Here is a 26,136-nt window from a genome sequence, read left to right on the forward strand (position 1 = left end):
TGAGGGTGCTGCTCCAGCGGATGAACATCTTGCTGCCCAACCGGCCCAAGATCATTGACAATGTAGTGCAGAAAACGGCCGAATCAGGGCTGTAACTGTTTGACGTTATTAGCGTCTCACTCTCAAACTGCGGAAGATGGGCTAGGGATGACGTAACCCCAGTGTACAGGGTTCCATTCTGACGACTCGCGAGGATATACACCGCTGGCTGCTTCATGCACTGTCGGTCACTGGATTCCGGCTTTCGCCGGAATGACGCGAAGAGGGGCCGGAATGACGGGTTGTGGGGTCATGCCCCCAACTCCTCGAAGTTCACCTGAATCTTCGCCGCCAGTTCCACCGCCTCCTTGTTGAGGTCTGCCAGTTCGGTGTGGATGTCGCGCAGGGTCTGCTCGAAGTCGAAATCCTCGTCCTCCTCTGGCGGGGCGACGCCGACATAGCGGCCTGGCGTGAGACTCCAGTCCGCGGCCTCGATCTCCTTGCGGTCCACGAGCTTGACCAAGCCGGGCACAGCCTCCAGTTCAGCCTTGGGGAAGCGGTCCTGCAGCCACGCGACCTGCCGGTGGAAGTAGACGGCGTGCTTCAACTGTTCCACGGCGGCCTTGCGCTCCTCGTCAAGTTGCTTCACAAGTCGGCCAGTGGCGCGACGGTCGTAGGCCAGCCCCTCACCCCGACCCTCTCCCCCGTTTACGGGGGCGAGGGGGATTTCGGCGCCAAGGTCGGCCACGCGAGCGGTGAGCTTGTAGAGCAGGTCCACCTGCTTCACGAGGCCACGGATCGCGTCCGCATTGGGGTCGAAGGCGTGCCGTGCGGCGTGCTGTTTGTCGTTCTCACGAATGACGTCGTTGGCCTCCTCTTCGTCATTCCGGGCTTGACCCGGAATCCAGTGATTTTCCTTTACTTCAGAAACGGTTTCTGGATTCCCGCTTCCGGCTGACGACGTGCCGGGACAGATTTCGCCGGAATGACGGAAGACGAAGCTGTCGAGCGCGGCGAGCAGCTTGGCGCGGTCGGCCTCGTAAAGCGCGACCGCCTCGCGCAGTTCGGTCAGGGCGTCGGCAAGCGTCTGCTTCTTCGCAACGTCGAGGTCGGCGTACTTCGCCACCGCCTTGGCGAGCGGTTCGAATCGCTGGCGCAGATCGGTCAGCGTGGCATCGAAAGCCGTAAGCACCGGGGGAATCGCTGCACTCTCGATGCAGACTTGGCGGAGGTAGTCCTTCACCAGTCCAAGGAACCGCTCTCGCTGACCGCGATAGAGCCAGACGATGGCGGAGAGGTTTCGCATCTGCTCGGGCGAGAAGTCGTAGATCTTGCGCGTGACCTTGCGGTAGACGTTGCGCGCGTCGAGCATCAGGACGGTGTCCGGCCCCCTCACCCTGGCCCTCTCCCTCAACGGGGGCGAGGGAAGAGAACTCTTGGCGCGATCGAAGAACCACAGCTCACAGGGAACGGTGCGAGTGTAGAAGAAGTTGGAGCGGATGGAGATCATCACGTCTACGTCGCCCGTCTCGACGATCTTGCGACGGACCTCCTTCTCGCCGTGCCCGGCGCTCGACGCCTGGGACGACATGACGAAGCCGGCGCGGCCTTTCTCGTTCAGGTAGCTCCAGAAGTAGGAGATCCAGAGGTAGTTGCCGTTGCTGACCTTCTTTTGCTTGTTTACCCCCGGCAGGCCGAAAGGCAGGCGTGGGTCGGTCTTGATGCGCTCTGCATCTACCAGGTCCACGTTGAACGGCGGATTGGCCATGACGAAGTCGCACTTGCCGGCGAGGTTGTGCTCGTCCTGGTAGTAGGTGATGGCCTCGGCGATCTTTCCTTCCAGGCCGTGGACGGCGAGGTTCATTTTAGCGATGCGGATGGTGTCGCGGTTCTTTTCCTGGCCGTAGAAGACAACCTTTTTCGCCGTATCGCCGCCCTCGTGCTCGATGAAATGGCTGGACTGGACAAACATGCCGGCGGAACCGGACGCGATGTCGATGACGATGCCGTGTCCCGGCTCGATGACGTTGACGATGGTCTGGACGATCGAGGACGGCGTGAAGAACTCGCCGTTGTCGTGCGCCTTCTGGATGGAGAACTTGGCGAGGAAGTACTCGTAGATGCGACCGAAGACATCGCCGGTGGCCTGCTTGATTTGCTCGCTGTTGAACAGGCGCATCAGGTCTTCAAGGACCTTGGTCTCGAAGATGCCGTAGTCCTTCGGCAGCACGCCCTGCAGCGGCTCGAACTCTGCCTCAATGGCGGTCATCGCCTCGGTGATGAGCTTCGGCAGATCGCTCCCGCTGACGGCTGCCTGCTGCATGATCCAGTCGTAGCGAGTGTTCTCGGGCAGGTAGAGCGCGCGGCGCGCGATGTAATCGGCGGGCAGCACCTTGCGTTTGGGCATCTTGCCGCTGGCCTGGTCGGCCTCGATCTGGCGGTGCGCCGTGTCGAAGCGATTGGCGGCGTGGCGGAGGAAGATCACGCCCAGCACTGGCATGAAGTAGTCGCTCGAAGTGAGTTTGGAGTTGGCGCGGAGGTTGTCTGCTGCCTCCCAGAGATCAGATTCGAGCTTCTCGATGTCTTTGAAGGTCTCGTTACTCATGCCGTGCTGATATTCGCGATCCTGTCAGTGACGGCAGCACCCTGGACGGCACCGTTGCCAGATCGGGTGGCCGCCACGGTGTGATGCCCGTTCCCGGGAGACCTAACGACGAGTATGCTGGTCAGTATATGTCAGAGTTATGGCAGTATAGCACGGAAACTGAACCTTGCTGCCAAGAAGCCCAGTATGTGCTATGATGGCGCTCGTGATGACGAAGCACGTTATCATCGGAACGGCTGGCCACATCGATCATGGCAAGACCGCGCTCGTCAAGGCCCTGACCGGCATCGACACCGACCGGTTGAAGGAGGAGAAGGAGCGGGGGATCTCCATCGAGCTGGGTTTTGCCAACCTGGCTTTGTCCGATGACCTCCAGCTCGGGATCGTAGACGTCCCGGGACATGAACGGTTCGTCAAGACGATGCTCGCCGGCGTCGGCGGGATCGATCTGGTGGTGCTGGTCATCGGCGCCGACGAGGGGGTGATGCCGCAGACGCGGGAGCACCTCCATATCTGCGAACTACTTCAGGTCAAGCGGGGCGTGGTGGCGCTGACGAAGGCCGATCTCGTCGAGCCGGATTGGCTGGAGATGGTGCAGGCCGATCTGAAACGGTTCCTGGTCGGGACCTTTCTTGAGGACGCGCCGGTTGTGGCGGTGTCCGCTGTTACCGGGCAAGGGCTCCCGCAGTTGCGGGCGGTGTTGCACGATGCGGCCGACGCGATCGAGCCGAAGCGCCATGACGGGATCTTCCGTCTGCCGATCGACCGGGTCTTTACCATCAAGGGATTTGGCACGGTGGTGACCGGCACCCTCTGGTCCGGGACCGTGCGGGTCGGCAACGAGGTGGTCGTCCTGCCTGCAGGGCTGCGTTCGCGAGTCCGGCGGCTCCAGGTCCATGGCCAAACGGTGGAACAGGCCTGGGCCGGGCAGCGGATCGCCGTTAACCTGCCCGGTCTCGATGTGGATCAACTTGACCGAGGCAATCTCTTGGCGTTTCCTGGTACGCTCACGCCGAGTATGGCCTTCGACGTGTCGTTAGCCCTGCTGAAGGACGCCCCCCGTGCCTTGCGGAACCGGACGAGGGTCCGGTTCCACTTGGGAACGAGCGAGATCCTGTCCCGTGTCGTACTGCTGGATCGTGAGGAACTGAATCCTGGCGAAGAGACGTTCGCCCACGTGCGACTGGAGGAAATGGCTACGGGATTGGCCGGCGACCGGTACGTGGTCCGAAGCTACTCGCCTGCCCTGACGATCGGCGGTGGGAGCATCCTCGACCCGAACCCTCCCGTGCGGCGGCGGGCCAAGGCATCGTTGCTCGAACACCTCAAGGTCCTGCAGGCCGGCACATCGGGTCAGCAGATCGAGCGCCTGCTGCTGCAAGCCGGTTCGGTGCCGATGACGTTGGATACGCTCAGGGTCTCAGCCGGCCTGGATGAGACCACGCTGCGGCGAGAGATCACGTGCCTCGTAGAGGGCGACGTGGCTGTAGCGTTGGGCGCAAAAGGTGATCTCGGATACGTTCACCGGCTGAGCTATGATCGCCTGGCGGCGGAGATCCTTTCCCGTCTGGAGGAGTTCCACAGGCAAGAACCCCTCAAGGATGGGCTGCCGAAGGAAGAGTTACGATCCAAGCTGCGTCACGTTGGGCCGGTCCTGTTCGCTCGCCTGTTGCAGGGTCTCGTGGAGACGCAGCGAATCGCCATCGACCGGGAGAAGGTGCGGCATTTTTTGCACCGTCCTACTCTTTCAGCTTCGGAGCAGGCCATCAAAGACCGATTGGCCGCGATCTACCAGAAGGCAGGCCTTCAGCCGCCGGACTTGGAGTCGGCGCTTACCCAGGCCGGCGCGGACAGCAAAACCGGGATCACAATCTTTCGTCGCCTTGCCGATGAGGCGACAGTCGTAAAAATCAAAGATAATCTCTATCTTCACCACGACCATTACCGCCGCGCGAAAGAGATGCTCCTCAATCACTTTACGCTCCATGCTGCCATTACGGTCCAGCAGTTCAAGGAGCTCCTGGGGGTAAGTCGGAAGTTCGCTATCCCCTTTCTGGAGCATTTCGACAGTGCCAGGTTGACCCGTCGGCATAATGATGAGCGGGTCCTCTACGTGTAGGAGGCCGCAAAGGAGGAAGGCGCATGTTTGGGTTGGGGATTCAAGAACTGCTGGTGATTCTGGTCATTGTGCTGCTCATCTTCGGCGTCAACCGGTTACCGGAGCTCGGCAGCGGCCTGGGCAAGGCAATTCGAGGCTTCAAGGATTCGTTGGCAGGAAAGGATGCCATCGATGTGACGCCGAAGAAAGAGAAAGGCGAGAAAAAGCGATCCGATGAGGGAAAGGCGTAACGCGCTGTACGCGAAGCCGATTGCGCCTTGCCTCAGTCTCGCAGGCTTGCTCCAGCGCCTGTACGGCCCGTCAAGAAGCTACTGACCGTCATGCTTTCACTTGCGTGCTCAGCGGCTCCACGACGCCGATCACCTCCTGAAGTTATTCTGCTGGTGGCCCCGCCCGCTGCGTCCTATATTGCCTACTTGCTCCCTCGCTCGTTGTTGCGTGTTTCGTTCGATCGAATACTTGGTGGCCACCCGCTTGCCTCCTGCCATTCTGTGATGGGCGTTAAGGATGCGAGTGATCTCTAATAGCAGCGGGATATTGCCGTGGGATATCTTGGCGATCTCTCGCGGCAGCGCCTCATGGGCTGTTGCTCAAAACTTCACTCGATAACTGAAGGTCCAGGCAGACTGAGTCGACGGGGAGGGGAGTCATCCGATGAATATCGCCATTGTCGGAACCGGGTATGTGGGTCTTGTCACCGGGGTGTGCTTTGCGGAGTTTGGTTTGCATGTGACTGGCGTGGACACGGATGAGGAGCGCATCGCTCAGTTGGCCAAAGGAGAGGTCCTTATTTATGAGCCGCAGTTGGGCGAAATGCTACGCAGAAATCTGCAGCAAGGTCGTATTCAGTTTACGACCGACACGGCGCGTGCTGTGAGAGAGTCGCTGGTCGTCTTTATCGCCGTGGGAACCCCCTCAAAGGAGGACGGTTCCGCAGACCTCCGCTATGTCGAAGAAGTCGCCCGAACCGTGGCGAGGAACCTGAACGGGTATAAAGTGATCGTGACCAAGAGCACTGTCCCGGTAGGGACCGGACGGAGAATCCAGAGCATTATCCACGAAGAGAATGGAACCGGATCGCAGGGAGTATTCGATATCGCCTCCAACCCTGAATTCCTGCGCGAAGGATCGGCTATTGAGGACTTCTTGCGACCCAACCGAGTCGTCATTGGGGCAGATAGTCCGCAGGCCGTTGCCATCCTCCAGGACCTATATCGGCCCCTGTATCTCATCGAGGTTCCTTTCGTGATTACGACGATCGAGACTGCCGAACTGATCAAGTACGCCTCGAACAGTTTCTTAGCCACAAAAATTACCTTTATGAATGAGATGGCAAACCTTTGTGAGGTACTTGGGGTAGACATTCACGTTGTCGCCAAGGCGATGGGGCTCGATCAGCGGATTGGTCCAAAGTTCCTTCATCCGGGCCCAGGGTTTGGTGGTTCCTGCCTCCCGAAAGACACGTGGGCGCTTGTCAATGTTGCGAGGGAACATGGATGCCGCACCCACTTGGTTGAGACCGTCATTGAGGTGAACGAGCAACAGAAGCTTCGGATGGCGCAGAAGATAATCAGCGCCTTGGGGGCCTCTCCAGATCCCGGCTCTCTGGAGGGAATCACTGTAGGGGTACTCGGCTTGGCTTTCAAACCGAATACAGATGACGTCAGGCAGGCGCCTTCCCTCGCTATTATAGGCGAACTACAGCGGCTGGGAGCTCTGGTGCAGGCCTACGATCCCGCCGCGATGGAGCAGGCGCGACGTATCTTACCAGCGGTAGATTATCGGATAGACGCGTACAGCGCGGCGGAGGGGGCGGATGTGCTGGTGTTGGCGACCGAATGGAATCAGTTTCGCAATCTCAATCTGGAGAAGGTCAAGAAGCTGATGCGCCGCCCGGTCTTAGTGGACCTGCGCAATGTCTATGAACCGGAGCGCGTGCGTATGTTGGGGTTCACGTATTGCGGGATCGGACGGTAACTCAAAAATGTCATGGGGTTGAGAACTGCGCTCGGACTGCTCCTTTTGGGATTTTGTGTGCGATCTTGTGAGATCCTACGAAATTTTTTGTGCTTGACCTTGGGTGTTGCGTTTTAGTACACTGTGCCGCCACGGGTGATGCGAAAGCGCGTCAGACCCAAGCTGTTTGTTTACTAGCTGTCTCTTGCCTAGAAAATATCTATCGAGTCCATTGCGTCTGTTACGTCCGGGGGTCCCGGAGAGTCATGACTATGGTTGGGGTGAGATCGAGTGAAAGCCGGCAATCTAACTATATTCGAGAGAGCCGATAGATGAGGGTCGCAGTCCTGAAGGAGATCGAGGTTGGAGAAAAGCGCATCGCGATCGTCCCGGAAACGGTCAAGCGATTGGTCAAGAAAGGGATCGAGGTGTGCGTCGAGTCCGGCGCCGGTGAAGGATCGTGCTTCCGGGATGGGGAGTATGAGGAGGCCGGCGCCGTAATAGAGCCCTCGGCGGAAGCGCTGCTTGCCGCCACCGATGTGATCATCAAGGTTCAGCGCCCTACCCCGGCGGAATTACTGAAGATTCGCGAAGGCACGACGATCATCAGCTTTCTGTATCCGCTGGTCAATCCGGACCTCGTTCAAACCCTTGCCGGCCGTAAGATCACCGCAATTGCGGTAGACAGCATCCCTCGGACTACGCTGGCCCAGATGATGGACGTCCTCAGCTCACAGGCGACGATCGCGGGTTACTATGCGGTGATCATGTCTGCGTATGCGCTTCCGAAATTCTTTCCGATGCTGATGACCGCAGCGGGTACGATTGCGCCGGCAAAGGTGCTGATCCTGGGCGCCGGCGTCGCCGGCCTGCAGGCCATCGCCACCGCAAAGCGGCTCGGCGCCGCGGTGGAGGCGTTCGATACACGAAAGGTGGTAAGGCAGCAGGTAGAAAGTCTGGGGGCGCGGTTCGTTGAGGTGGACATAGCCGAAGATGCTCAGACAGCCAGCGGGTACGCAAAGGAGCTCTCTGAAGAATACAAACGGCGACAGACCGAGCTTATACACCGGCACATCGCCAAATCTGATGTCTGCATCACGACAGCGCTTGTCCCAGGCCAGCGCGCTCCGATCCTGATCACAGAAGAGATGGTCCAGGCCATGAGGCCTGGGTCGGTGATCGTGGATCTTGCGGCGGAGCAGGGGGGCAACTGTGCCCTGACCGAGCCCGGCAATGAAGTGGTGAACCATGGGGTGACGATCATCGGCCGCTTGAATCTTCCGAGCCGCTTGGCGGTCCACGCGAGCCAGATGTACTCGCGTAATATGGAGAAGCTCCTTCTGCACCTGATGGGCGACGGCGGGCTGAAGCTCAATCTCCAGGACGAGATCACCCAAGGATGTGTGATTACTCTGGGGGGAGAGATTGTGCACCCGAAGGTCAAGGAACTACTGTCCCGGAAAGGGGAACCCCATGCAAACTGAGATCCTGTTTGGCCTCTACATCTTCATGCTGGCCGCGTTTCTTGGATTGCAGGTCATCTCAAAGGTCCCGCCGCTGCTTCACACGCCCCTGATGTCTGCGACGAACGCGATCTCCGGTATTTCGCTGGTCGGCTCGCTGGTGGCGGCTGGAGCCCATTACAATCCGGTGAGCACGGCTCTGGGATTCATCGCGGTTACCGCTGCCACGATTAATGTGGTCGGCGGATTCATGATTACGGATCGGATGCTGAAGATGTTCAAGAAGAAGGAAGGGAAGAAGTCGTGAGCGCCGCGCTGATACAGCTTACATACTTCATCGCATCCGCGCTGTTTATTCTGGGGTTGAAGGCCCTGGGCTCTCCGGAAACAGCCCGGCGAGGCAATCTCTTCGCCGCAGCGGGGATGTTTCTGGCCATCGTGGGGACGCTTGTTCACCGGGATATCGTCAGTTACGAATGGATTATCATCGGGATGATCATCGGATCGGCGATCGGGGGCGCCATGGCGATTTTCATGCCGATGACGGCGATGCCCGAGCGGATTGCGCTCTCCCACGCATTCGGAGGATTGGCCGCTGCGTTTGTCGGGGTATCCGAATATTATCGCCATGGCGCAGAGATGGAACTCATCCATACTGTGCCTGTCGGGTTTGAGGTCATCTTCGGGGCTTTGACCTTTACGGGTAGTCTGATGGCCTTCGGGAAGCTGTCCGGGTGGGTCACCCAGGTTCCAGTGACATATAAGTTTCAGAATCAATCAAATCTCTCCCTCTTTGGGATCGTGCTGGCGCTGTACATTGCGTGGCTGTTTACTCCGGCGTATCCAGTTTTATTCTACATCATGCTGGGGCTGGCCTTCCTGATTGGCGTGCTCATGGTGCTTCCCATCGGTGGGGCGGATATGCCGGTTGTCATCTGCCTGCTCAACTCGTATGCCGGCCTGGCTGCGTCGGCCACAGGATTCGTCCTGTCGAACAACATCTTGATTATTGCCGGCTCTCTTGATGGAGCCTCGGGCTTCATCCTATCGATTATGATGAGCAAGGCCATGAACCGTTCTTTCGCGAATGTGCTCTTCGGGGCCTTCGGCTCGGTGGCTGAGACGACTCCTGGGGCCGCGACGTCTGCCGTCGGGAGTGTCAATGAGGGGACGATCGACGATGCGGTGACCGTCCTGCGAAACGCGCAACGGGTCATCGTCGTTCCGGGCTACGGAATGGCGGTATCCCAGGCCCAGCACGCTTTGCGGGAGTTAGCCGACCTGCTGGACTCGGACGGTACCACGGTGAAATACGCGATCCACCCGGTTGCGGGCCGCATGCCGGGCCATATGAATGTTCTCCTGGCCGAGGCCAACGTTCCGTATGACCAGATCTTCGATCTTGAAGATATCAATGACGAGTTTTCCAAGACGGATGCGGTGATTGTCATCGGCGCGAACGACGTCGTTAATCCTGCCGCGAAGACCAACCCGTCAAGTCCGATCTACGGTATGCCGGTCCTCAATGTGGAGGAGGCGCGTACGGTCATCGTGCTCAAGCGTAGCATGAGTGCGGGCTTTGCAGGCATCGACAATGAGCTCTTCGGGCTGCCCAATACCATGATGGTATTCGGTGATGCGAAGCAGACGCTCACAAAGATGGTGCAGGCGCTGAAGAGTTAGGGCGTAAGAAACCTTCGCAGCAGATGACCGGATCCTGCGCGCATACCCCTCCCGGGATGAGACAGTACCCGTACTCCACATAATCTGCTGTTGTATGCTCCCGCCTCAGCAGAAAGAGGAATCGGTGGATATCCTGATCGCAGGAGTCAGCGCGCGCGGCCTGGCGGAGTCAGCGGTTCGGAGCGGACTGGAGCATCGGATCGTTGCGATCGACTATTTCGGAGATTTCGATCTGGGGCTGCTGTGCCCGCATCGTTCGATCAAGAGGGACTTGAACCTTCCGTATGACACCCGCCATCTGATCACGGCATCCTCAGGACTGTCATTTGATGCCCTTGTCTATGTTGCGAATCTGGAAAACCATCCATCAGTGATCGAGGCGGTGGCGAGCGGGAAGCCGATCCTGGGTAACAGCCCCGCCGTCCTGGCGCCGGTGAGACACCCTGCTCGATTCTTCGGGTTCCTTGCGCAAGCCGGCATCCCTGCGCCTGAGATCGCCTTTGACTCTAAGCCTCTCAATTTCGATTCCGACACCATCTGGCTATGCAAACCGCTGCGAAGCGGAGGTGGGCACGGGATCGCTCCTTACCTACCCGGAAGTCACCTTGGGGTTGATTGTTTTCTGCAAGAGTACCTGGACGGCCTGCCATGCGGCGCGGTGTTCGCTGCGAATGGCAGGGATGCATGTCTGTTGGGTATCTCCGAACAGCTTATTGGCAGAAATGAGTTCGGAGCGGACGGCTTTCGCTACTGCGGGAGTATTCTCGGACCCATCGGGGCAGGGCAGGCCGAATGGGGCGACCTCGTGGAGAGCATACGACTGATTGTTCGCGCCATCACCCGAGAGTTTCATCTTGTGGGCGTCAACGGGATTGATTTCATCCTGAAGGGCAAGACCGTCTATCCGATTGAGGTCAATCCCCGCTACACCGCCTCGATGGAGCTGGTCGAATGGGCCTATAGCCTGAATATCTTTAAGACACATCTCGACGCCTGCCAGGGCAAACTCCCCGACTTTGACCTCCTGGCCCATCCCGGCGCGGGCTACTTGGGTAAAGCTATTTCCTTCGCTGTTCAGACGCTGGTCTTCCATGATCCACGGTGGTGGTTCGATCGGGGCGCTCGAGATCTGCCGCTTGACGGGGAACAGATCGGACAGGGGAAGCCGGTCTGCACGCTCTTCTCACGCGGACAAAGCCGGTTGGAGTGCTATAATCGGCTCGCGCGCACCGCCGCCGAGGTGGAACGGACATGCCTGCAGGCTACGACGTTGATATGACAAAAAATGTGACCCGCGATATACGTCTTTTTGCGTCATCGGCTACGCGCCGCCTTCTCACTCAGGACGGCCCGTTTCACGTGGAGGGCGGAGAGGTGTGGATCGAAAACCTTTCATGCCGGGAGCTTGTGAAACCGCTCGGCACGCCGCTCCTGGTCTATTCGGCAGCGCGCTTGCGCGATAACATTGCGGAGGTGACAGCCGCTGCCAATACGTCCGCTTGGCCGGTCCGCATCCACTTCGCCCTGAAGGCATGCTATCTGGCGGGAGTCGTATCACTTCTCCAGAAGGGCGGGTTGAATGTCGAGGTCATGTCGGAATATGAGTACCTGCTGGCCAGGCGGATCGGCTTTTCCCCGGCTCAGGTCGTCGTGAACGGTCCGGCCAAGCGATCGGAATTCCTGGAGCGCGCTGTCACCGATGGCGTGTCGCTCATCAATGTCGAGTCGCTGTCAGAGATCGCGTTTCTCCAGAGCCTGGGCCGACGACTTGGGAAGACGATTGAGGTGGGCATCAGGATCAACCCTCTCCTGTCACGGCGCCACCGTGGACCATTCACCCCTCCTGGATCAAAGTTTGGCTTTGACGTGCCCGGCGGCGAGGCGGCAGGCGCGGTGCGAAGAATCGTCGCATCGCGTTCCCTCTCTCTTCGGGCGGTGCATTGCCACAGCTATACCAGGCAATACAGGCCCGATGCGCATCGGGCCTGCGTGGCCGCAGTGGTGAAGTTTCTTCGGCGGCTGGAGGCCGACCTGGGGATCCGGATCCCCGTTCTCGATTTCGGGGGCGGATTTGGCAGTCGCTATCTCATGGAGGCTCAGGGACAGACATTCCAACATTTCATTCGCGAGATGCTGGATCCGCTTCGCGGCCTGCCTGGCGAACGACAGGTAATCGTTGAGCCCGGACGGTATCTGGTCAACGACGCTGCCGCATGCCTGACGAGCGTACTGGCATGTAAGCAAACAGCTCACAGACGCTGGACACTGGTGGATGCGGGCCGAAATATCTTACCGCCTCGCGAAAACGCTGAATATGTCGTTACGGCGTGTCAAGTGTCATCGGGGCGAACCCTGTATCACGTCGGTGATTTCCTGTGTGTCCCGTCGGAGCCCGTTCCGCTTTTGCTGGTTAGCGGGGTGATGAGGCCAGGTGATCTGCTCGCGGTGTTCAACGCCGGAGCCTACACCTTTTCCATGGCCCACAACTTCGGGGAGCCGATTCCGAATGCGATTTTGGTCGACAAAGGTGAGCGAACCTGGCTGTTTAAGAAGCGATCCGTTGAAGAGCAATTCATGAGATAAGGCGATACGCTCACTTGACACATAGGGAGGCGTACCACGTAACGGGGATGAGGGAACGCATCGTGCTGGCAGCGAAGGCAAAGTCCAGGTCGTATTCAATGATCATCGCTGTAGCGGGGCTTGTCGCCCTCGGCGCCCTCATACCGCTGTCCCCAGTGGCGTGGGGAGCCGATGCCGACTCGCCGGCGGCAAGTGGACCAGAGGAGACGGTTCGCCTGGAACCGGTTGTGGTCTCCGCCAGTCGAGTCGAACAGCGACTACGGGACGTCCCGGCCAATGTGACGGTCATCACACGGGAAGATATCGAACAATCACCGGCCAGAACGGTGGATGATCTGCTGCGACAGGTCCCGGGGTTCAGTCTGTTCCGGCGCAGCAGCAGCCTGGTCACCCATCCGACGACACAGGGGGTCTCCCTTCGCGGGATCGGACCTAGCGGGGTAAGTCGGACGCTGGTGCTGTTGGACGGGGTCCCGCTCAACGATCCGTTCGGCGGGTGGGTCTACTGGAGCAACGTGCCGCTGGAGAGTATTGAGCGCATTGAGGTGACGCGTGGCGGCGGCTCCGGCGTCTACGGCAACTACGCGATGGGTGGCGTCATCAACATCATCACCAGGCGGCCGGAGGCGCGGGTCGCTCAAGCCAAGCTTGATCTCGGAAATCGGGACACTGTAGATGCCAACCTGTTGGCAAGCCACGTGACCGGCCCATGGGGTGTCTCTCTCGAAGGCCGGTTCTTTGATACTGATGGTTATAAGATCGTCCGAAAGGATCAACGTGGAAAGATAGATGTCAATGCCAACTCCAGCGACAAGACCTTTAACGGCCGGGTAGAGTACACCCCTTCCCTGGCTTCCTCGCTCTTTCTCGCCGGTAGCTTTTTTCGAGAGGATCGCGGCAACGGGACCCCGCTTCAGAATAATGAGACTGAGACGGGCTATGTGGCGACCGGAGGCCGGCTAAAAACCGCCGACGGCAGCGACTGGCAGCTCACAACCTTCTCTCACCTGCAGACGTTTAACAGTACGTTCACCTCTGCGGCTCCCGATCGGAACTCGGAAACCCCGGCGCTCAATCAGTTCGATGTCCCCTCAGCCGATGCAGGGGCAAACCTGCAGTGGTCGAAACAGATCTTTCAGTTTCATCTGCTGACGGCCGGTACCGATCTGAGATGGATCGAGGGCGAAACAAACGAAGACTTCACATTCAGCCAGACCCTGGGTGACTTCACCCGACGGCGGAAGGCGGGAGGAGAACAGCTCTTAACGGGCGCCTACCTTCAGGATATTTTCACCCCCGCACCTGGATGGCAGGTGACGATTGCCGGCCGATTCGACTCCTGGCAAAGTTTCAATGCCGCTCGTGTTGAGAGGAATAAACAGACGGGGGCGATCACCAGGGATAACCAGTTCGACAATCGGGATGAGTTCGCCTTTAGCCCCAAGGTGGCTCTTCTCTACCATGCTACCGATCAACTCTCACTGAGAAGCTCGTTTTACAAGGGGTTTCGAGCGCCGACCATCAATGAACTCTTTCGGCCATTCAGGGTCCGGAACGACATTACTGAAGCCAACGCAGATCTGAATCCGGAACGGTTGATCGGTGGAGAGGTCGGGATGGACTATGCCATTATGAGTAACCTTCTGAGTCGGCTGACCGCTTTTTGGAACGAGGTGAAGGACCCGATCGTCAACGTCACCAAGGGAATCGGTCAAGGGGCGACCGTAGATCCTTGCGGCTTTGTCCCGGCCGGCGGCGTCTGCCGCCAGCGGCAAAACCTGGACAGAACGCGGATCAGAGGGATCGAGGCCGAGTTGGAGTATCGTCCGTTTCTGCGTTGGACCTTCTCAGGCAGTTATCTCTATAACAACACTCAAGTCGTAAGCGCTCCAACCCAGCCGGAGTTGGAGGGGAAAAGGATCGCCCAGGTGCCGAGGCATCAGTTTACCTTGAAACTGGGCTATACCAACCCGGCCCTCATCAACTTTTACGTCCAGGGGCGATTTGTCGGGGACCAATTCGAGGATGACCTCAATTCGCTGAAGCTCGGCGACTACTTTGTGGTGGACCTCATGCTCTGGCGGCCGATCCCTCTCCCCAAGCTGTCCGCGGGAGAAATTTTCCTGGCGGTGGAAAACCTCTTCGACAGGACGTATGAGGCCGGCAAGACGGCCGATGGCGTCGTCACCATCGGCGCCCCCGTGCTGGTCCACGGCGGTGTCAGGGTTCGGTTCTGAAGTAAGGGTGTGTGATCACCCTATGCCATGGCATCGGCTTCGTGCTGCGGCGGTGTTCGGGATCTGGCTCGTTCTCAGCCCCGCCGAGGCGCAAGCTCAGGGTGCGGAGGCAGAGCCTGAGATTGTCCCGCTTCCGGAGATCGTGGTTACCGCGCCGACCCGCCTTGCCGAGGTTCCGCTTCCACTGGCGGAAATTCCTGCCAGCGTCCAGGTCATTACGGGCGACGAGATTGAGCGATCGCAAGTGCTCACTCTCCAGGACGTGATGCAGCAGCTTCCAGGGGTGCATCTGAACGACCAACAGGGTAACTCCATCCAGTTTGATCTCTCCTTACGAGGCTTTACCGGGACCTCGGTGACCGGCGTCCCGCAGGGAATCAGCGTCTTCATTGACGGGGTTCGGGTAAACGAACCGGCCGTCGAGGAGATCAATTTCGATCTGCTTCCGCTTGACGACATTGAACGGGTCGAGCTGATTCGCGGCCCGATGGCGGTCTTCGGCAGGAACAGCCTGGCTGGGTCCATAAACATTATCACGCGACGCGGTGGTGAGGAACGGGAGATTGTGCCCGAGATGTCGGGCGGCAGCTTCGGGCGCCGAAAGGCTGAGGGGCGCATCAGCGGAACCGCCGGGCCAATCGACTACTATTTTTCCGGCAGCCAGTTCAATGAGGATGGCTGGAGGGATCAGTCCGACGGCCGCCTCTCGAAAGGTTTCGGGAAGCTCGGATTCCGTCAGGGCGGCACCGACATCACCCTCTCCTACCAGTTTCAGAACAACAGGATTTCGCAGTCCGGGACATTGCCCGAGAGCATCCTGAAGATGGATCGAACGCAGAACTTTACAGCGGGAGATTTCTTTAATCCAAATCTCCACATGGGTATTCTCAACATCCACCAGCGGCTCGGAGGGGGCTTCTCTCTTGCCCTCAACGGGTTCGTCAGAAAGCTCGACACCGAGCAGTTCAACGTGAGTCTTCTCAGCGAAAACACCCGCTTGTTTAACGACACGCGCTCAGGCGGTGGGACGGTTCAACTGGCGCATGAGGGGCGTTTCTGGGGGCGTAAAAATACCCTGACCTTTGGGGCTGAGGGTGCGCGTCACGACGTCGATATCCGGGTGTTCCAGGAGCAGAACGATCAATCTCGTCAGCAATGTCAAGCGGGGGCGCTCGCCGCAGGGCAAGATCCGAATAACGCATGTCCGGAGAAGGCGCTTACCTCCGTCCTCTCCGATAAGCAGGATACGGTTGCGGCCTATATCCAGGATACCGCCGAACTGGGCCGCGGTCTGTTGCTGTCCAGTGACAATCTGTTCTTCACTGGGGCGCTGCGAGCCGACTATGTGCGGCACAATATCACCGATTCAAGTCCTGAAGAGCCGGGCAAGGCCTCGGGGAGAGCCTCGTTTAGTCGGGTCCTCCCCAGGGCTGGTATCAACTACAATCTTTCGGATAGCTACGGGCTCTATTTCTCATATTCACAAGGGTTTCGAGTGCCGGCATTCCTGGAGTTGACCTGCGCTCAACCCGACTCTCCTTGCGTCGGTTTGCAGGCGGGAGTGGCCCCGGATACCGGTTTCTTCAAGCTCAGTCCCGTCCGGGCCAACAACTACGAAGTGGGCTTCCGAGCGCGCCCCCTGCCTTGGTTGGAGGGGAGCCTTGCGCTCTACCGGACCGACGTCAGGGATGACATCTTTTCGGTAACTGATCCAGCCAAGCTCACGGTCTTTTTCCAGAACGTCGGCAACACCAGACGGCAAGGAATCGAATTCGGTCTGCGCGGGATCTTTCGAAATGTTCTGGAACCGTACGTGAACTATGCACTCACCCGGGCGATATTTCGGAATACCATCCAACTCGCCTCGCCACGGACGCCAGGTATTCCTCAGCAGGTGGACGCGGGGAATGACATCCCCATGACCCCAAACCATCGGGTGAATGCTGGGCTCCGCTACCATTTGTACCGATGGCTGACCCTTTCGCTTGACCTGAGCTACGTCGGCGACCAGTTCCTCCGAGGCGACGAGTCAAACACCCAGCCGAAGCTCGACGACTATGTAGTCTTGAACGCCGGCCTCGATCTCCACTGGCGGCGCTTCGCGGGATTCGTGAAGATCAACAATCTGACCAACAACCGCTATGAGACGTTTGGGACCTTCGCTCCCAACGCGAAGGCTGTCGGAGAGCCAATCGAGCGCTTCCTGAACCCGGCTCCGCCCATCAATGTCCTGGTCGGCGCCAGTTACCGATTCTAAGATCACTGAGGCAGATGTAAGGAAAAAACTCTTCTCTTGCTTTGGGCGTATCCGCTATAATTATTGTATGGCTCCAAAGGATACCTTCGCACTTGGACATCAAGGAGGCCATACCGAGGTCGGCCAGGCTCCCGATGTCGTTCATCCTGCCATGTCGTTGCTGGTTGGATCGCAGGCCAGATCGATTCCGTTGGGCCGATTTCTCCTCAGCTCTACCGGGTTCCATCTGATCCTGGCCTGGATGATTATCAGCTTTGGGCTTCCCAGGGCCCCATCAGCTCCGCGGCCTCTTGTTGTAACTCTCATTGAAAGCGCAAGCTCTGAATCATCCGTTGGGTCGGGACACCTTGTCCGCGCCCCAGCCGGTCAACAGTCGGCGCCAAGGCAGGGAACCCCGCCTATCAGCGTGAAAGCGAAGGCCCAACCTCGCGTTGCGTCTCCGCCTCCTGCACCCGTGCCGTCTTCAGCGGCTCAGACGGTTGAATCGGTCAAGTCACCAGCTGTGGATGAGCGAGTTGCCGAGCCAAAGGCGGTCGGCATGTCTGCCGATGGCTCACACGCAGTGGGCGGTAGCCCTCCGGGCGTCTTTGCAGCAGGTGGCCTGCCGGCGAGGCCGGTTCCGCTTGGTGCCGGCGGGGATGGCGAAGTCGGCTCCGGCTCAGCCGGTCGGGGTGGAGCGGGTCGGCTTGACGCCGCGTTGGCTGCGCCGCTGACACCTTCAGTGACTGTTGGTTCCCCTCATGGCGGGGCAGGCGGAGGAACTGGTTGGACAGGAAGTGGGACGGCTGGAGGACGGTTCTCGGCCCCGAACTATGGAATCAATCCGCTTCCCAAGTACCCTCTTTTGGCGCGAGAAAAAGGGTACGAAGGAACGGTCTTCCTGCGAGTCCTGGTTCGGGCGGATGGTCGCGTGGAGCGGCTTGCTGTCGATCGATCCTCCGGGTATGAGATCCTGGACCGGGCAGCGGTGGACTCCGTCAAGGAGTGGGCGTTTTTTCCTGCCAAAAAAGCTGGAAAGTCGGTGGAAAGCTGGGTGCTGCTTCCCGTGAAGTTCGCGCTCAATTGATATGGGATAGGGTGTGACGGCTCCTTTGCAAACCTGGAAATCTCTCTCCAAATGTGCGTCCCTTCCTTTCGCTCTTTTCTTACTCATCTCGTCCGCTCCTCCTGCAACAGGCGCCGAACCGGCAAGCAGATCTTTCTATGACGAAAAGGGGCAGGTCATCCGGGAGGAGGTCGATAGCGCCGGTTCCGGGCGGATTGATACATGGGTTACCTATCAGAATGGCCGCCCGATCCTCCAGGCCGTGGACACGAATAAGGATGGTAAGCCCGATGCCTGGTATCACCTGTCTCCGGATCGTCAGGTAGAGAGGGCGGAGAAAGACACCAACGGCGATGGCAAGTCCGATGTCTGGATTACGTACCAGCAGGGAGTCGCAATCAGGGCGGAGCAGGACCTGGATTTCGACGGCCGGGCCGATCGGTTTATCTTTTACGAAAAAGGGAAGGTCGTCCGGACCGAGGAATCGTTGAAACGTGATGGGAAGATCACGCTCTGGTCGTATTATGATGCTGCCGGCGCGCTCATCCGGGATGAGGAGGACAAAAAGGGGGTCGGTCGACCAACGCTCTTCTCCTACTACCAGGAGGGAAAGCTCTTGCGGCGCGAGGAGGATACCAACGGATCGGGGCGGATCGACCGCTGGTCGTATTACGACAAGGACGAGCGCCTGATCCGGCGTGAGGCCGCTCGAAAGGGATCCGGACGGCCTGACGTCTGGGCCTACTATGAGAACGGACAGATCATCAAGCAGGAGGAGGATACGTTGGGCCAAGGTCGGCCGAATGTTACTTATTTCTTCCAGGCGGGCGCGCTTTCCCGGCGAGAAGAGGACACGCAGGGAGTTGGCCGCGTAAACCTGATCGACTGGTACGAGAACGACAAGCCGGTTAAGCGGCAACAGGATACCAGACGGCAGGGGAAAATGGATGTTGTGACCTACCTTCGGGAAGGAGCTATTCAACGGCAAGAGGTTGATACCAAATACGAGGGGCGATACGACCTGATTCGCATCTTTGAGAACGGCCGTCTTGCCAGAGAAGAGTACGACACCAATGGGGACGGTCGATCGGACGTCTGGGTCTCTTACAATGAGACTGGTGAAAAGGTGATGCAGGAAGAGGATACTGATTACACCGGCAGGGCGCGTGTCCGTTTTCGCTTTGCAGGAGGGAAGGTTGTAAGTAAGGAGCTGCTACGCGAAGAGCGAGCGGACAGCCCGCCGCGCCTTCTGATACCTAAGATTCCGTAATACTCAGCCTCTCAATACGGCGCGTTCTGAGAGAAAAAGTGCTTGACAGGTCTCGCGCGAGTGCGCTATATCTCCACCGCGTCAAACGGCGTCTCTGACTGAATAGTGTGGCTTCCCGGGGCGTAAGAGACGTGCACGGTCTCTCCTAGATGCAATCGAGTTGGTGCCGATCGCGTTCAAGGGCATGAAGGTTTCCACCCATTTGGCAACGAACAGGAAAACGGGAAGAGCTGTCTCTTCCTGCGGCTGGCGCGGGCCGGTCTTTCTTTCGCTTGCTGCCACCTTCTCTCTCTCGCTCATTGCCCCTCAAGCTCACGCTCTGGAGCCGGCCTTTGGTCAAGCCGCTGAGGAGGCCGCCGCGAAGCTCACCGAAGCCTTCCCGGCCGTTCACGGGTCGGTTACCGGGGTCGAAAGGGACCGGGTCCTGATCGACCTGGGGGCCAAGCAGGTGTATCAGGGGATGGAATTGCAGGTCTACCGGGAAGGCGATGAGGTCAAACACCCGGTGACCGGCGAGGTGCTGGGGAGGCGAGATAAAAGGCTGGGTGTCCTCAGAGTTGTTGAAGTGAAAGAGAGATTCTCGGAGGCTACCATTGTCTCCAGGGAGGAGGGAGCTACCATTAGGGCCAAGGATCTGGTCCGGGTCAGTTCAGACCGTCTATTGGTTGCCCTTCCCCTTATCGATGCCGGTGGTGTGAAGGAAGCGAATGTCCAATCGGTTACAAAAGATCTGGCCATTGCGCTGGCCAAGACCGGCCACTTTATGGTAATCGAGGATCCTCTTCTCAGGGCGGCCCTTGGGGGGGAGCATGCTTCGCGGGTGGAATCATTCAGCGATCTTTCGACGCTGAAGCTGTTAGCGGAGAAGACCCATGTTCAGCTCCTCGTTCTGGGCAAACTCACCCCCGGTCTCCAGGGACTGTTTCTGAATCTGCAGGTTATGTCGGTTTTCACCGGCGCGCCGTTGACCGTCGCGAGCGTCGAGGTGGCGGAACGTGGACCGATGGTTATAGCCGCCCCCTCACCTCCGGCAAGGCCGACCCTCCGGTCTGGTTCAGGGCAGGCAGCCTCGGGAGCGTCACGGCCTTCTTTCGTCCATGCCGAGCGTCAACTCTCCGAGCCTTCGAGGACCGCTGAGCAACCGAAAGGCCCCCATTCAGAGATCGTATCATCCCGTAAGAGCCCTGGTGCCCAGGGAGCGTTGCGAGAGCCGGAGACGCCTTCGTTCCTGACTGCGGGTGAGAACGAAGCGGTGCGTTCTGGCGATAAAGGTTCACGCGAGTCCGTCACGTTCGAGCTGTCCGATCCGCTGCTCGCGCTGGCGGTGGGAGATCTGGATGGGGATCAGCGGCCTGAGATCGTTGGGATGACCTCTTCCGAGGTGATTGTCTATCGGTGGCAGAATCAGCGACTGGCGCCAATTGCCAGGGTGAGCAGTCCCCGGTTTATTCGTCACCTACACATTGACGTCGGTACGATTAACGGCTCCGACCATGCCCAGATTGTTGTGACGGCCCTGTCTGGGGCTCGGAACGATCTTCATTCCTTTATCCTGGAGCTTCAAGGCGGCCAGCTCGTCCGGATCGCCGATAATCTGGGCTATTTCCTTCGCGTGGTCACTGGTCCAGGCATTGAGACGCCCATCCTGGTCGGTCAGCGGATGGGGGAACTCACCGCGTTTGAAGGGCCGATCGTCCGGCTGACTTGGGAAGGCGGGCGGTACATTGAAGGGCGGCCCCTCACCCTTCCGGTCCAGGTGAAGAATCTCTATGAATTTGCGCCGATCAAGGCCGTTGGCGATCAGATTTCAGAGGTTGCTGTCATCAGCGAGCAGCGGGTCAAGACGTACGGGAGCGAGGGCAAGCCATCCTGGGAAGCCAAAGAGGATCTGGGGGACGTCGATCACCTCGCCTTTTCCCACATTCCCACGTACCGGGCTCTTCAGGCGAAATACGGGCTTAAGTCGGGGATTGCGATCACGCCTGAAGAGTACGCAGTTCAGCAGATCCTGCCGCGGCGCGTCCTGGTCGAGGCGTCGCCCCTGTGGGGTAACGCCAGGACAGAGCTTCTCACCTTTACGAATCCGAAAAAGGTGGGAATGTTTCGGGTTGAGTCGTCCCTTCCTCCCAGTCAAGTCGTGGCGTTTGACCGTCAGGACGGAACCTTTGCGCGGGGGTGGGAGACGGTCCCTCTTGAGGGGAAGGTGCGTGACGTTGCCGTGGCTGATCTGAATGGCGCCGGTAGAAAGGATCTGATTGTACTATCGGCTGTCAAAGAAAAGGGTCTGGTCGCGTATCTGCAGGACGGGTCGCACGGCATCATCAGTGTTTTTTCCTTCATCCGGTGAGGTGTCGTATTACAGGGCGTTGATCGATCTGCCCAATCGCGAAGTAACTTGGTAAAAGAAAGGAGGGGTGACAGACAGTTTTGCATCTTGCTCGAATGAGTGTGTGGATTGCAATGCCTGAAAGCCGGCGTAGGTGAAGTAGAGGTAATAGTCGTAGTTGAGAAAAGGGCGAGATGGTTTTCTGAAAGAGAGTTCCTGGGAAGTAACAGGACCGAATGAAGAGGGAGGCATTCAATGAGTGTGAAACGATGCACGTCACTGATCGGGGGTCTGCTGATCCTGGTTGGGGGCCTTGTCGTGACGGCGCCCATGGCCTCGGCCAACGACGAGTTGGTGAAGTTGCAAAAAGACGATGGCCAATGGGCGCAGCAGGGCAAGAATTATGCGGCGACCCGCTACAGCGGACTGAACCAGATTACATCCGATAACGTAAAAAACCTGAAAGTTGCCTGGTCATTCTCGCTGGGGACCTTAAACGGCCAAGAGGGAGGTCCGCTGGTTGTCGGCGACACAATGTATGTCCACAGCTCCTATTCTTCGGGTAATTCGCATAATATCTTCGCGCTTGACCTGTCCAAGGAGGGGGCCCCAATCAAGTGGAAGTACACAGCCAAACACGATCCGCGTGCGGTTCCGGTCGCCTGCTGCGACCTGGTTCATCGGGGCCTGAATTATGCGGACGGCAAGATCCTTTACCAGACGCTCGACGGCATCGTCATTGCGCTCGATGCGAAGACCGGTAAGGAGATCTGGAAGACTCGGAATGCCGACCCTTCCAAGGGTGAGACCAATACCGGTGCCGGCATGGTAATTCACGACAACTATATCGTCGGCGTTGCCGGGGGCGAATTCGGGGTTCGCGGCTGGATCGCGGCCTACAGTATCAAAGACGGCAAGCAGGTCTGGAAGGCCCGCAGCATGGGGCCCGATGATGAGCTCCTGCTTGCATCCGACTTCAACGCTGCCAACCCGCATTACGGACGATTTGGCGAGGGAACGAAGAGCTGGCCCGGTGAGCAGTGGAAGAAGGGCGGTGGCACCACCTGGGGTTACTGGTCGTACGATCCCGAGTTGAATCTTCTCTACTACAGCACCGGCAACCCGGGGACCTGGAATCCTGCCCCGCGGAAAGGCGGCGACAACAAGTGGTCGATGACCATCTGGGCTCGCAATCCTGATACCGGGATGGCCAAGTGGGCCTACCAGATGACCCCGTGGGACAACTGGGACTACGATGGGATCAATGAGTCCGTCCTGACCGAGCAGACGATCGGCGGCAAGAAGCACAAGGTGCTCACTCACTTCGACAGGAACGGCTTTGTCTACACCCTTGACCGCACCAACGGCACACTCCTCTCGGCCGAGCCGTTCGTTTATGTCAACTGGGCGAAGGGGATCGACCTGAAGACGGGACGGCCGATCGTCAACCCCGACAAATTAACCAAACAGGGTGTAGACACCAAGAATATCTGCCCCTGCGCGATGGGTGGTAAGAACCAGGTGCCTGTTGCCTATTCCCCGGTGACGAACCTCTTCTATGCCTCCGTCAACAATATGTGCATGAACTATGAGGGGGTTCTGGTTCAGTATACGGCAGGGGCTCCGTATGTGGGCGCCAACGTCCTGATGTTTAACGGCCACGAGGGCAAGGACAACTGGTGGGGTGATGTCATTGCCTGGGATGCCGTCAAAGGGAAAAAGGTATGGGATATCAAAGAGCAGCAACCCCCATGGAGCGGACCTCTCGCGACCTCCACGAACGTCGTCTTCTACGGCACGATGGACGGCTGGTTCAAGGCGGTTGATGCCAGAGATGGCAAGCTCCTGTGGAAGCATAAGGTCGGTTCCGGGATCATCGGCAATCCGATGACCTTCAAGGGGCCTGACGGTAAGCAGTATGTCGCTGTGTACTCCGGGATCGGCGGGTGGTTCGGCGCCACCGTATCGCTCGATCTTCCGCCGGACGACCCGACCGCTGCGTTGGGCGGGGTGAATGCCGCCTACCTGTCCGGCTTGCCTAAGGCCTCAAGCAGGGGCGGGACGCTTTACGTTTTTGGTCTCTAAACAGTATGCCTGATACCGGCGCCGAAGGATTGCAGCTTCGGCGCCGGTTTTTTATGCTATAATTTCTCTGTTGTCTAGTCACCTAAGCATTGTACAAATCGCCTGGCTTAAGTTAAGGGAAGTATGATGAACCGAAAAGTTGTCATTCTCAGCGGATTCGTTGTTATGATGATGCTGTTTCCCCTTGTCGGCAAAGCCTTGGGGAGTCACATCACACAACTGAAGGTCTGTGGCGATCCGGACAATCTACCCTTTTCCAATAAGAAATCAGAAGGGTTTGAGAATAAGATTGCAGACGTGATCGCTAAGGAATTGGGTGCAGAGCTCACCTACTTCTGGTGGCCTCATCAGCGGGGGTTGGTCCGGAGAGCGTTGCGACCTGGACTGTGCGATGTCATGATCTCGATCCCGCAGGGTTGGGATCAGGTTCTCTGGACGAAGCCCTATTATCGGTCGGCATACGTTCTTATCTATCCAAAGAATCGGGGACTTCAAATCAAATCGCTCGACGACCCGATTCTGAAGCGGCTCAAGATCGGGGTCTATATCAATACCCCACCGGCGGAGGCGTTGGCCAATAGGGATATCAGAGCAAACGTTGTTGGCTACAGCCTCTTTGATACCTCCAAGAACGAGCGTTCAGATAAGATCATCCGAGACCTTGTTGCCGGTGAGATCGATGTTATGCTGGATTGGGGGCCGATGGCCGGCTATGCTATGAAACGATTGAATGGATCGTCGCCTCTTGAGGTAGTCCTCCTTCAGGGCGGGGAACCTGGGAGCCCCTTCACCTTCGAGTTTTCCATGGGGGTGAGGGAAGGCGATACGACACTTAAGAAGGATCTTGAGGAGGCGGTCAGTAAGCGGCATGTCGAGATCAGAAAGATCCTGGAGGATTACGGCGTACCCCTTCTACCACTCCTGGCACGCGAGCAGTTTTCAAAGGTCGAAGAGAAGCCTGGGGAGGTCTTTTACCGTCGTTTCGATCGAGACGATCCCCTTATCTCTTATTAAAACAGGACGAAAGAGCAAATCTCACCTAATACGAACGAGGATAAGTCACTATGGGACGTAAAAAGTCGCTTTTTGCCATATCGATTCTTACCGTTATGATGTTGGGATGCGGCCAGAGTCTCACGGCTCAGGCCCAGCAAGAGCCGGCGAAGCCCGTAGAAAACGGTCAGCAACCGAAAGGATCGGAAGCCTCCGCAACCGTAGATCAGCAGAAACCGAAAAAGCTCAACCCGTTCACCGGCAACGCAGACGCAGTCACAGAAGGACGTCAATTGTATCTGCAGTCCGGCTGTCCAGGCTGTCATGGCTCAGGCGGTGGCGGCGCGATGGCCGGGGCCACGCCACTGCTGGGAGGTCGCTGGAAGTTTGGAGGTGACGACGAAACCCTCTTTAAAGTGATCAAGGGGACCTACCCGGGACAGACCATGCCGGCGGTTTTCGGGGCAGTTCTGAAAGATGAACAGATCTGGAAGATCATTGCCTGGATCCGGTCGGTCTACAAAGGCGATCCTCAAGAGATCGTCTGGTAGGAGAGAAGGCAGGTTTGCCGGAGCTGGAACGGGCTGCCAGATCGATGGTCCTGGTCACTAACCCTTCGCTGCCATTCTTTGGTGAGGCGGTCAATCGCATCCCATTGGTCAGGCGGATGGTCGTGCTGTTGGCGCTTGCGCTCTCGGTCCTACCGCTTCTTACTTCACAGGCTCTAGCTCAGGACGACGTTGGCCTTCCGATTCATCCAGGGGTGATTCCGTCTACCATCGCGCGTCAGTCCGGCGCAGGAGAAGGAACGCGATGGGTTAAGGTTCACTTTAAGATCAACGCACCGTACAAGCAAGTCGTCAAATTCTATCGGGAGAAAGTAGGTAGAGGTGCGCAGGTTTCTCAGATCGACTCCGGCAAGCTCCTGAATACCCTTATTCTTTTCAGTCAGGACCCCGCGGATCAGTTCAACGTCAATATCAGTAGCGAACGTGGGGGAAAGGTAACTGAAGTCGAGCTATCCCGGAATTTTGTCCGTCCATAGATGCTGCGTACAATAATGTTTTGCTTCACCGCCAATGTGGGTAGAATTCACTCATAATGTGTTAAAGTTTGATTTTTTGGATAGAAACGTCCAAAAAAGTTCTTGACATCGCGATGCATTGCCTTTACTATGCAACCGACTCCGTAGCACGCTTTTGTTGTGCAATTTCGAGAACCGCGAAAGCTGCTGAATGAGGCTTTCGCGGTTTTTGTTTATCGAGGCATCGCCTCGAGAATTCAGATGGAAGGGGGTGAGAGTTTGATGCGAGTTACAGGTACTGTAAAGTGGTTCAACGATGCGAAAGGTTACGGGTTTATCGCGCGAGAAGATGGCGACGACGTATTCGTACATTATTCTGCGATTTCCGGATCCGGCTTCCGGTCGCTCAATGAAGGGCAGGCTGTGGAGTTCGACGTCGTGGATGGGCCAAAGGGCAAGCAAGCTGCCAACGTGACCAGAGCAGCCTAGTCGGCTTACGTCCACTCTGAAC

Annotated in this window: 19 protein-coding genes; 18 read left to right on the forward strand and 1 reads right to left on the reverse strand. The window is 58.1% G+C overall.

The features are described 5' to 3' along the window. Positions 1 to 289: 289 nt before the first annotated feature. Complete coding sequence (locus KGL31_08095; GenBank protein ID MDE2321859.1) at positions 290 to 2,584, reverse strand: N-6 DNA methylase; 2,295 nt, start codon at positions 2,582 to 2,584, stop codon at positions 290 to 292. Positions 2,585 to 2,792: 208 nt separating this feature from the next. On the opposite strand from KGL31_08095, the gene selB reads away from it, so the two are divergent. The 18 genes from selB to KGL31_08185 all read left to right on the forward strand — a co-directional run bounded on the left by selB (position 2,793) and on the right by KGL31_08185 (position 26,114). Next, the gene (gene selB, locus KGL31_08100) at positions 2,793 to 4,703 is read left to right on the forward strand and encodes a selenocysteine-specific translation elongation factor (protein ID MDE2321860.1); all 1,911 of its coding nucleotides are present in this window, start codon (positions 2,793 to 2,795) and stop codon (positions 4,701 to 4,703) included. A gap of 23 nt (positions 4,704 to 4,726) precedes the next feature. Continuing rightward, positions 4,727 to 4,933, forward strand: a complete 207-nt coding sequence (tatA, locus tag KGL31_08105) for a twin-arginine translocase TatA/TatE family subunit (protein ID MDE2321861.1) — start codon at positions 4,727 to 4,729, stop codon at positions 4,931 to 4,933. Between the two features lie 424 nt (positions 4,934 to 5,357). Then, complete coding sequence (locus KGL31_08110) at positions 5,358 to 6,680, forward strand: UDP-glucose/GDP-mannose dehydrogenase family protein (protein MDE2321862.1); 1,323 nt, start codon at positions 5,358 to 5,360, stop codon at positions 6,678 to 6,680. A gap of 311 nt (positions 6,681 to 6,991) precedes the next feature. Then, positions 6,992 to 8,143: a Re/Si-specific NAD(P)(+) transhydrogenase subunit alpha gene (locus KGL31_08115; GenBank protein ID MDE2321863.1), complete on the forward strand. Its 1,152-nt coding sequence runs from the start codon at positions 6,992 to 6,994 to the stop codon at positions 8,141 to 8,143. After that, positions 8,133 to 8,429 carry an NAD(P) transhydrogenase subunit alpha gene (locus KGL31_08120; protein ID MDE2321864.1) on the forward strand — a complete coding sequence of 99 codons (297 nt, stop codon included), beginning with the start codon at positions 8,133 to 8,135 and terminating at the stop codon, positions 8,427 to 8,429. Before KGL31_08115 ends, KGL31_08120 begins: the two co-directional genes overlap by 11 nt. Continuing rightward, entirely contained in the window at positions 8,426 to 9,805 is a 1,380-nt protein-coding gene (locus KGL31_08125; protein MDE2321865.1) for an NAD(P)(+) transhydrogenase (Re/Si-specific) subunit beta, read from the forward strand. The genes KGL31_08120 and KGL31_08125 overlap by 4 nt, the downstream gene beginning before the upstream one ends. A 124-nt stretch (positions 9,806 to 9,929) precedes the next feature. Beyond that, positions 9,930 to 11,084 (forward strand): ATP-grasp domain-containing protein, encoded by a 1,155-nt coding sequence (locus KGL31_08130; GenBank protein ID MDE2321866.1) that lies wholly within the window; start codon positions 9,930 to 9,932, stop codon positions 11,082 to 11,084. After that, entirely contained in the window at positions 11,057 to 12,388 is a 1,332-nt protein-coding gene (locus KGL31_08135) for a hypothetical protein (GenBank protein ID MDE2321867.1), read from the forward strand. The genes KGL31_08130 and KGL31_08135 overlap by 28 nt, the downstream gene beginning before the upstream one ends. 62 nt (positions 12,389 to 12,450) lie before the next feature. Further along, positions 12,451 to 14,625 carry a TonB-dependent receptor gene (locus KGL31_08140; protein MDE2321868.1) on the forward strand — a complete coding sequence of 725 codons (2,175 nt, stop codon included), beginning with the start codon at positions 12,451 to 12,453 and terminating at the stop codon, positions 14,623 to 14,625. Positions 14,626 to 14,647: 22 nt separating this feature from the next. Next, positions 14,648 to 16,882 (forward strand): TonB-dependent receptor, encoded by a 2,235-nt coding sequence (locus tag KGL31_08145; GenBank protein ID MDE2321869.1) that lies wholly within the window; start codon positions 14,648 to 14,650, stop codon positions 16,880 to 16,882. 538 nt (positions 16,883 to 17,420) lie between these two features. Beyond that, positions 17,421 to 17,948 (forward strand): energy transducer TonB, encoded by a 528-nt coding sequence (locus KGL31_08150; GenBank protein ID MDE2321870.1) that lies wholly within the window; start codon positions 17,421 to 17,423, stop codon positions 17,946 to 17,948. 13 nt (positions 17,949 to 17,961) lie between these two features. Next, complete coding sequence (locus KGL31_08155) at positions 17,962 to 19,197, forward strand: hypothetical protein (GenBank protein MDE2321871.1); 1,236 nt, start codon at positions 17,962 to 17,964, stop codon at positions 19,195 to 19,197. A 163-nt stretch (positions 19,198 to 19,360) separates the two neighbouring features. Beyond that, positions 19,361 to 21,544 carry a hypothetical protein gene (locus KGL31_08160; GenBank protein ID MDE2321872.1) on the forward strand — a complete coding sequence of 728 codons (2,184 nt, stop codon included), beginning with the start codon at positions 19,361 to 19,363 and terminating at the stop codon, positions 21,542 to 21,544. Between the two features lie 234 nt (positions 21,545 to 21,778). After that, a complete protein-coding gene (locus KGL31_08165; protein MDE2321873.1) occupies positions 21,779 to 23,608 on the forward strand; it encodes a PQQ-dependent dehydrogenase, methanol/ethanol family in 1,830 nt (609 codons plus the stop codon). 126 nt (positions 23,609 to 23,734) lie between these two features. Next, positions 23,735 to 24,622 carry a substrate-binding domain-containing protein gene (locus tag KGL31_08170; GenBank protein ID MDE2321874.1) on the forward strand — a complete coding sequence of 296 codons (888 nt, stop codon included), beginning with the start codon at positions 23,735 to 23,737 and terminating at the stop codon, positions 24,620 to 24,622. Between the two features lie 50 nt (positions 24,623 to 24,672). Continuing rightward, the gene (locus KGL31_08175) at positions 24,673 to 25,152 is read left to right on the forward strand and encodes a c-type cytochrome (GenBank protein ID MDE2321875.1); all 480 of its coding nucleotides are present in this window, start codon (positions 24,673 to 24,675) and stop codon (positions 25,150 to 25,152) included. A 14-nt stretch (positions 25,153 to 25,166) separates the two neighbouring features. Continuing rightward, a complete protein-coding gene (locus tag KGL31_08180; GenBank protein ID MDE2321876.1) occupies positions 25,167 to 25,646 on the forward strand; it encodes a hypothetical protein in 480 nt (159 codons plus the stop codon). 261 nt (positions 25,647 to 25,907) lie between these two features. After that, positions 25,908 to 26,114, forward strand: coding sequence for a cold shock domain-containing protein (locus KGL31_08185; GenBank protein MDE2321877.1), 207 nt, complete (start codon positions 25,908 to 25,910; stop codon positions 26,112 to 26,114). Positions 26,115 to 26,136: the final 22 nt, after the last annotated feature.

It is taken from the genome of Candidatus Methylomirabilota bacterium, assembly GCA_028870115.1.
Classification (GTDB): Bacteria; Methylomirabilota; Methylomirabilia; order Methylomirabilales; family Methylomirabilaceae; genus Methylomirabilis.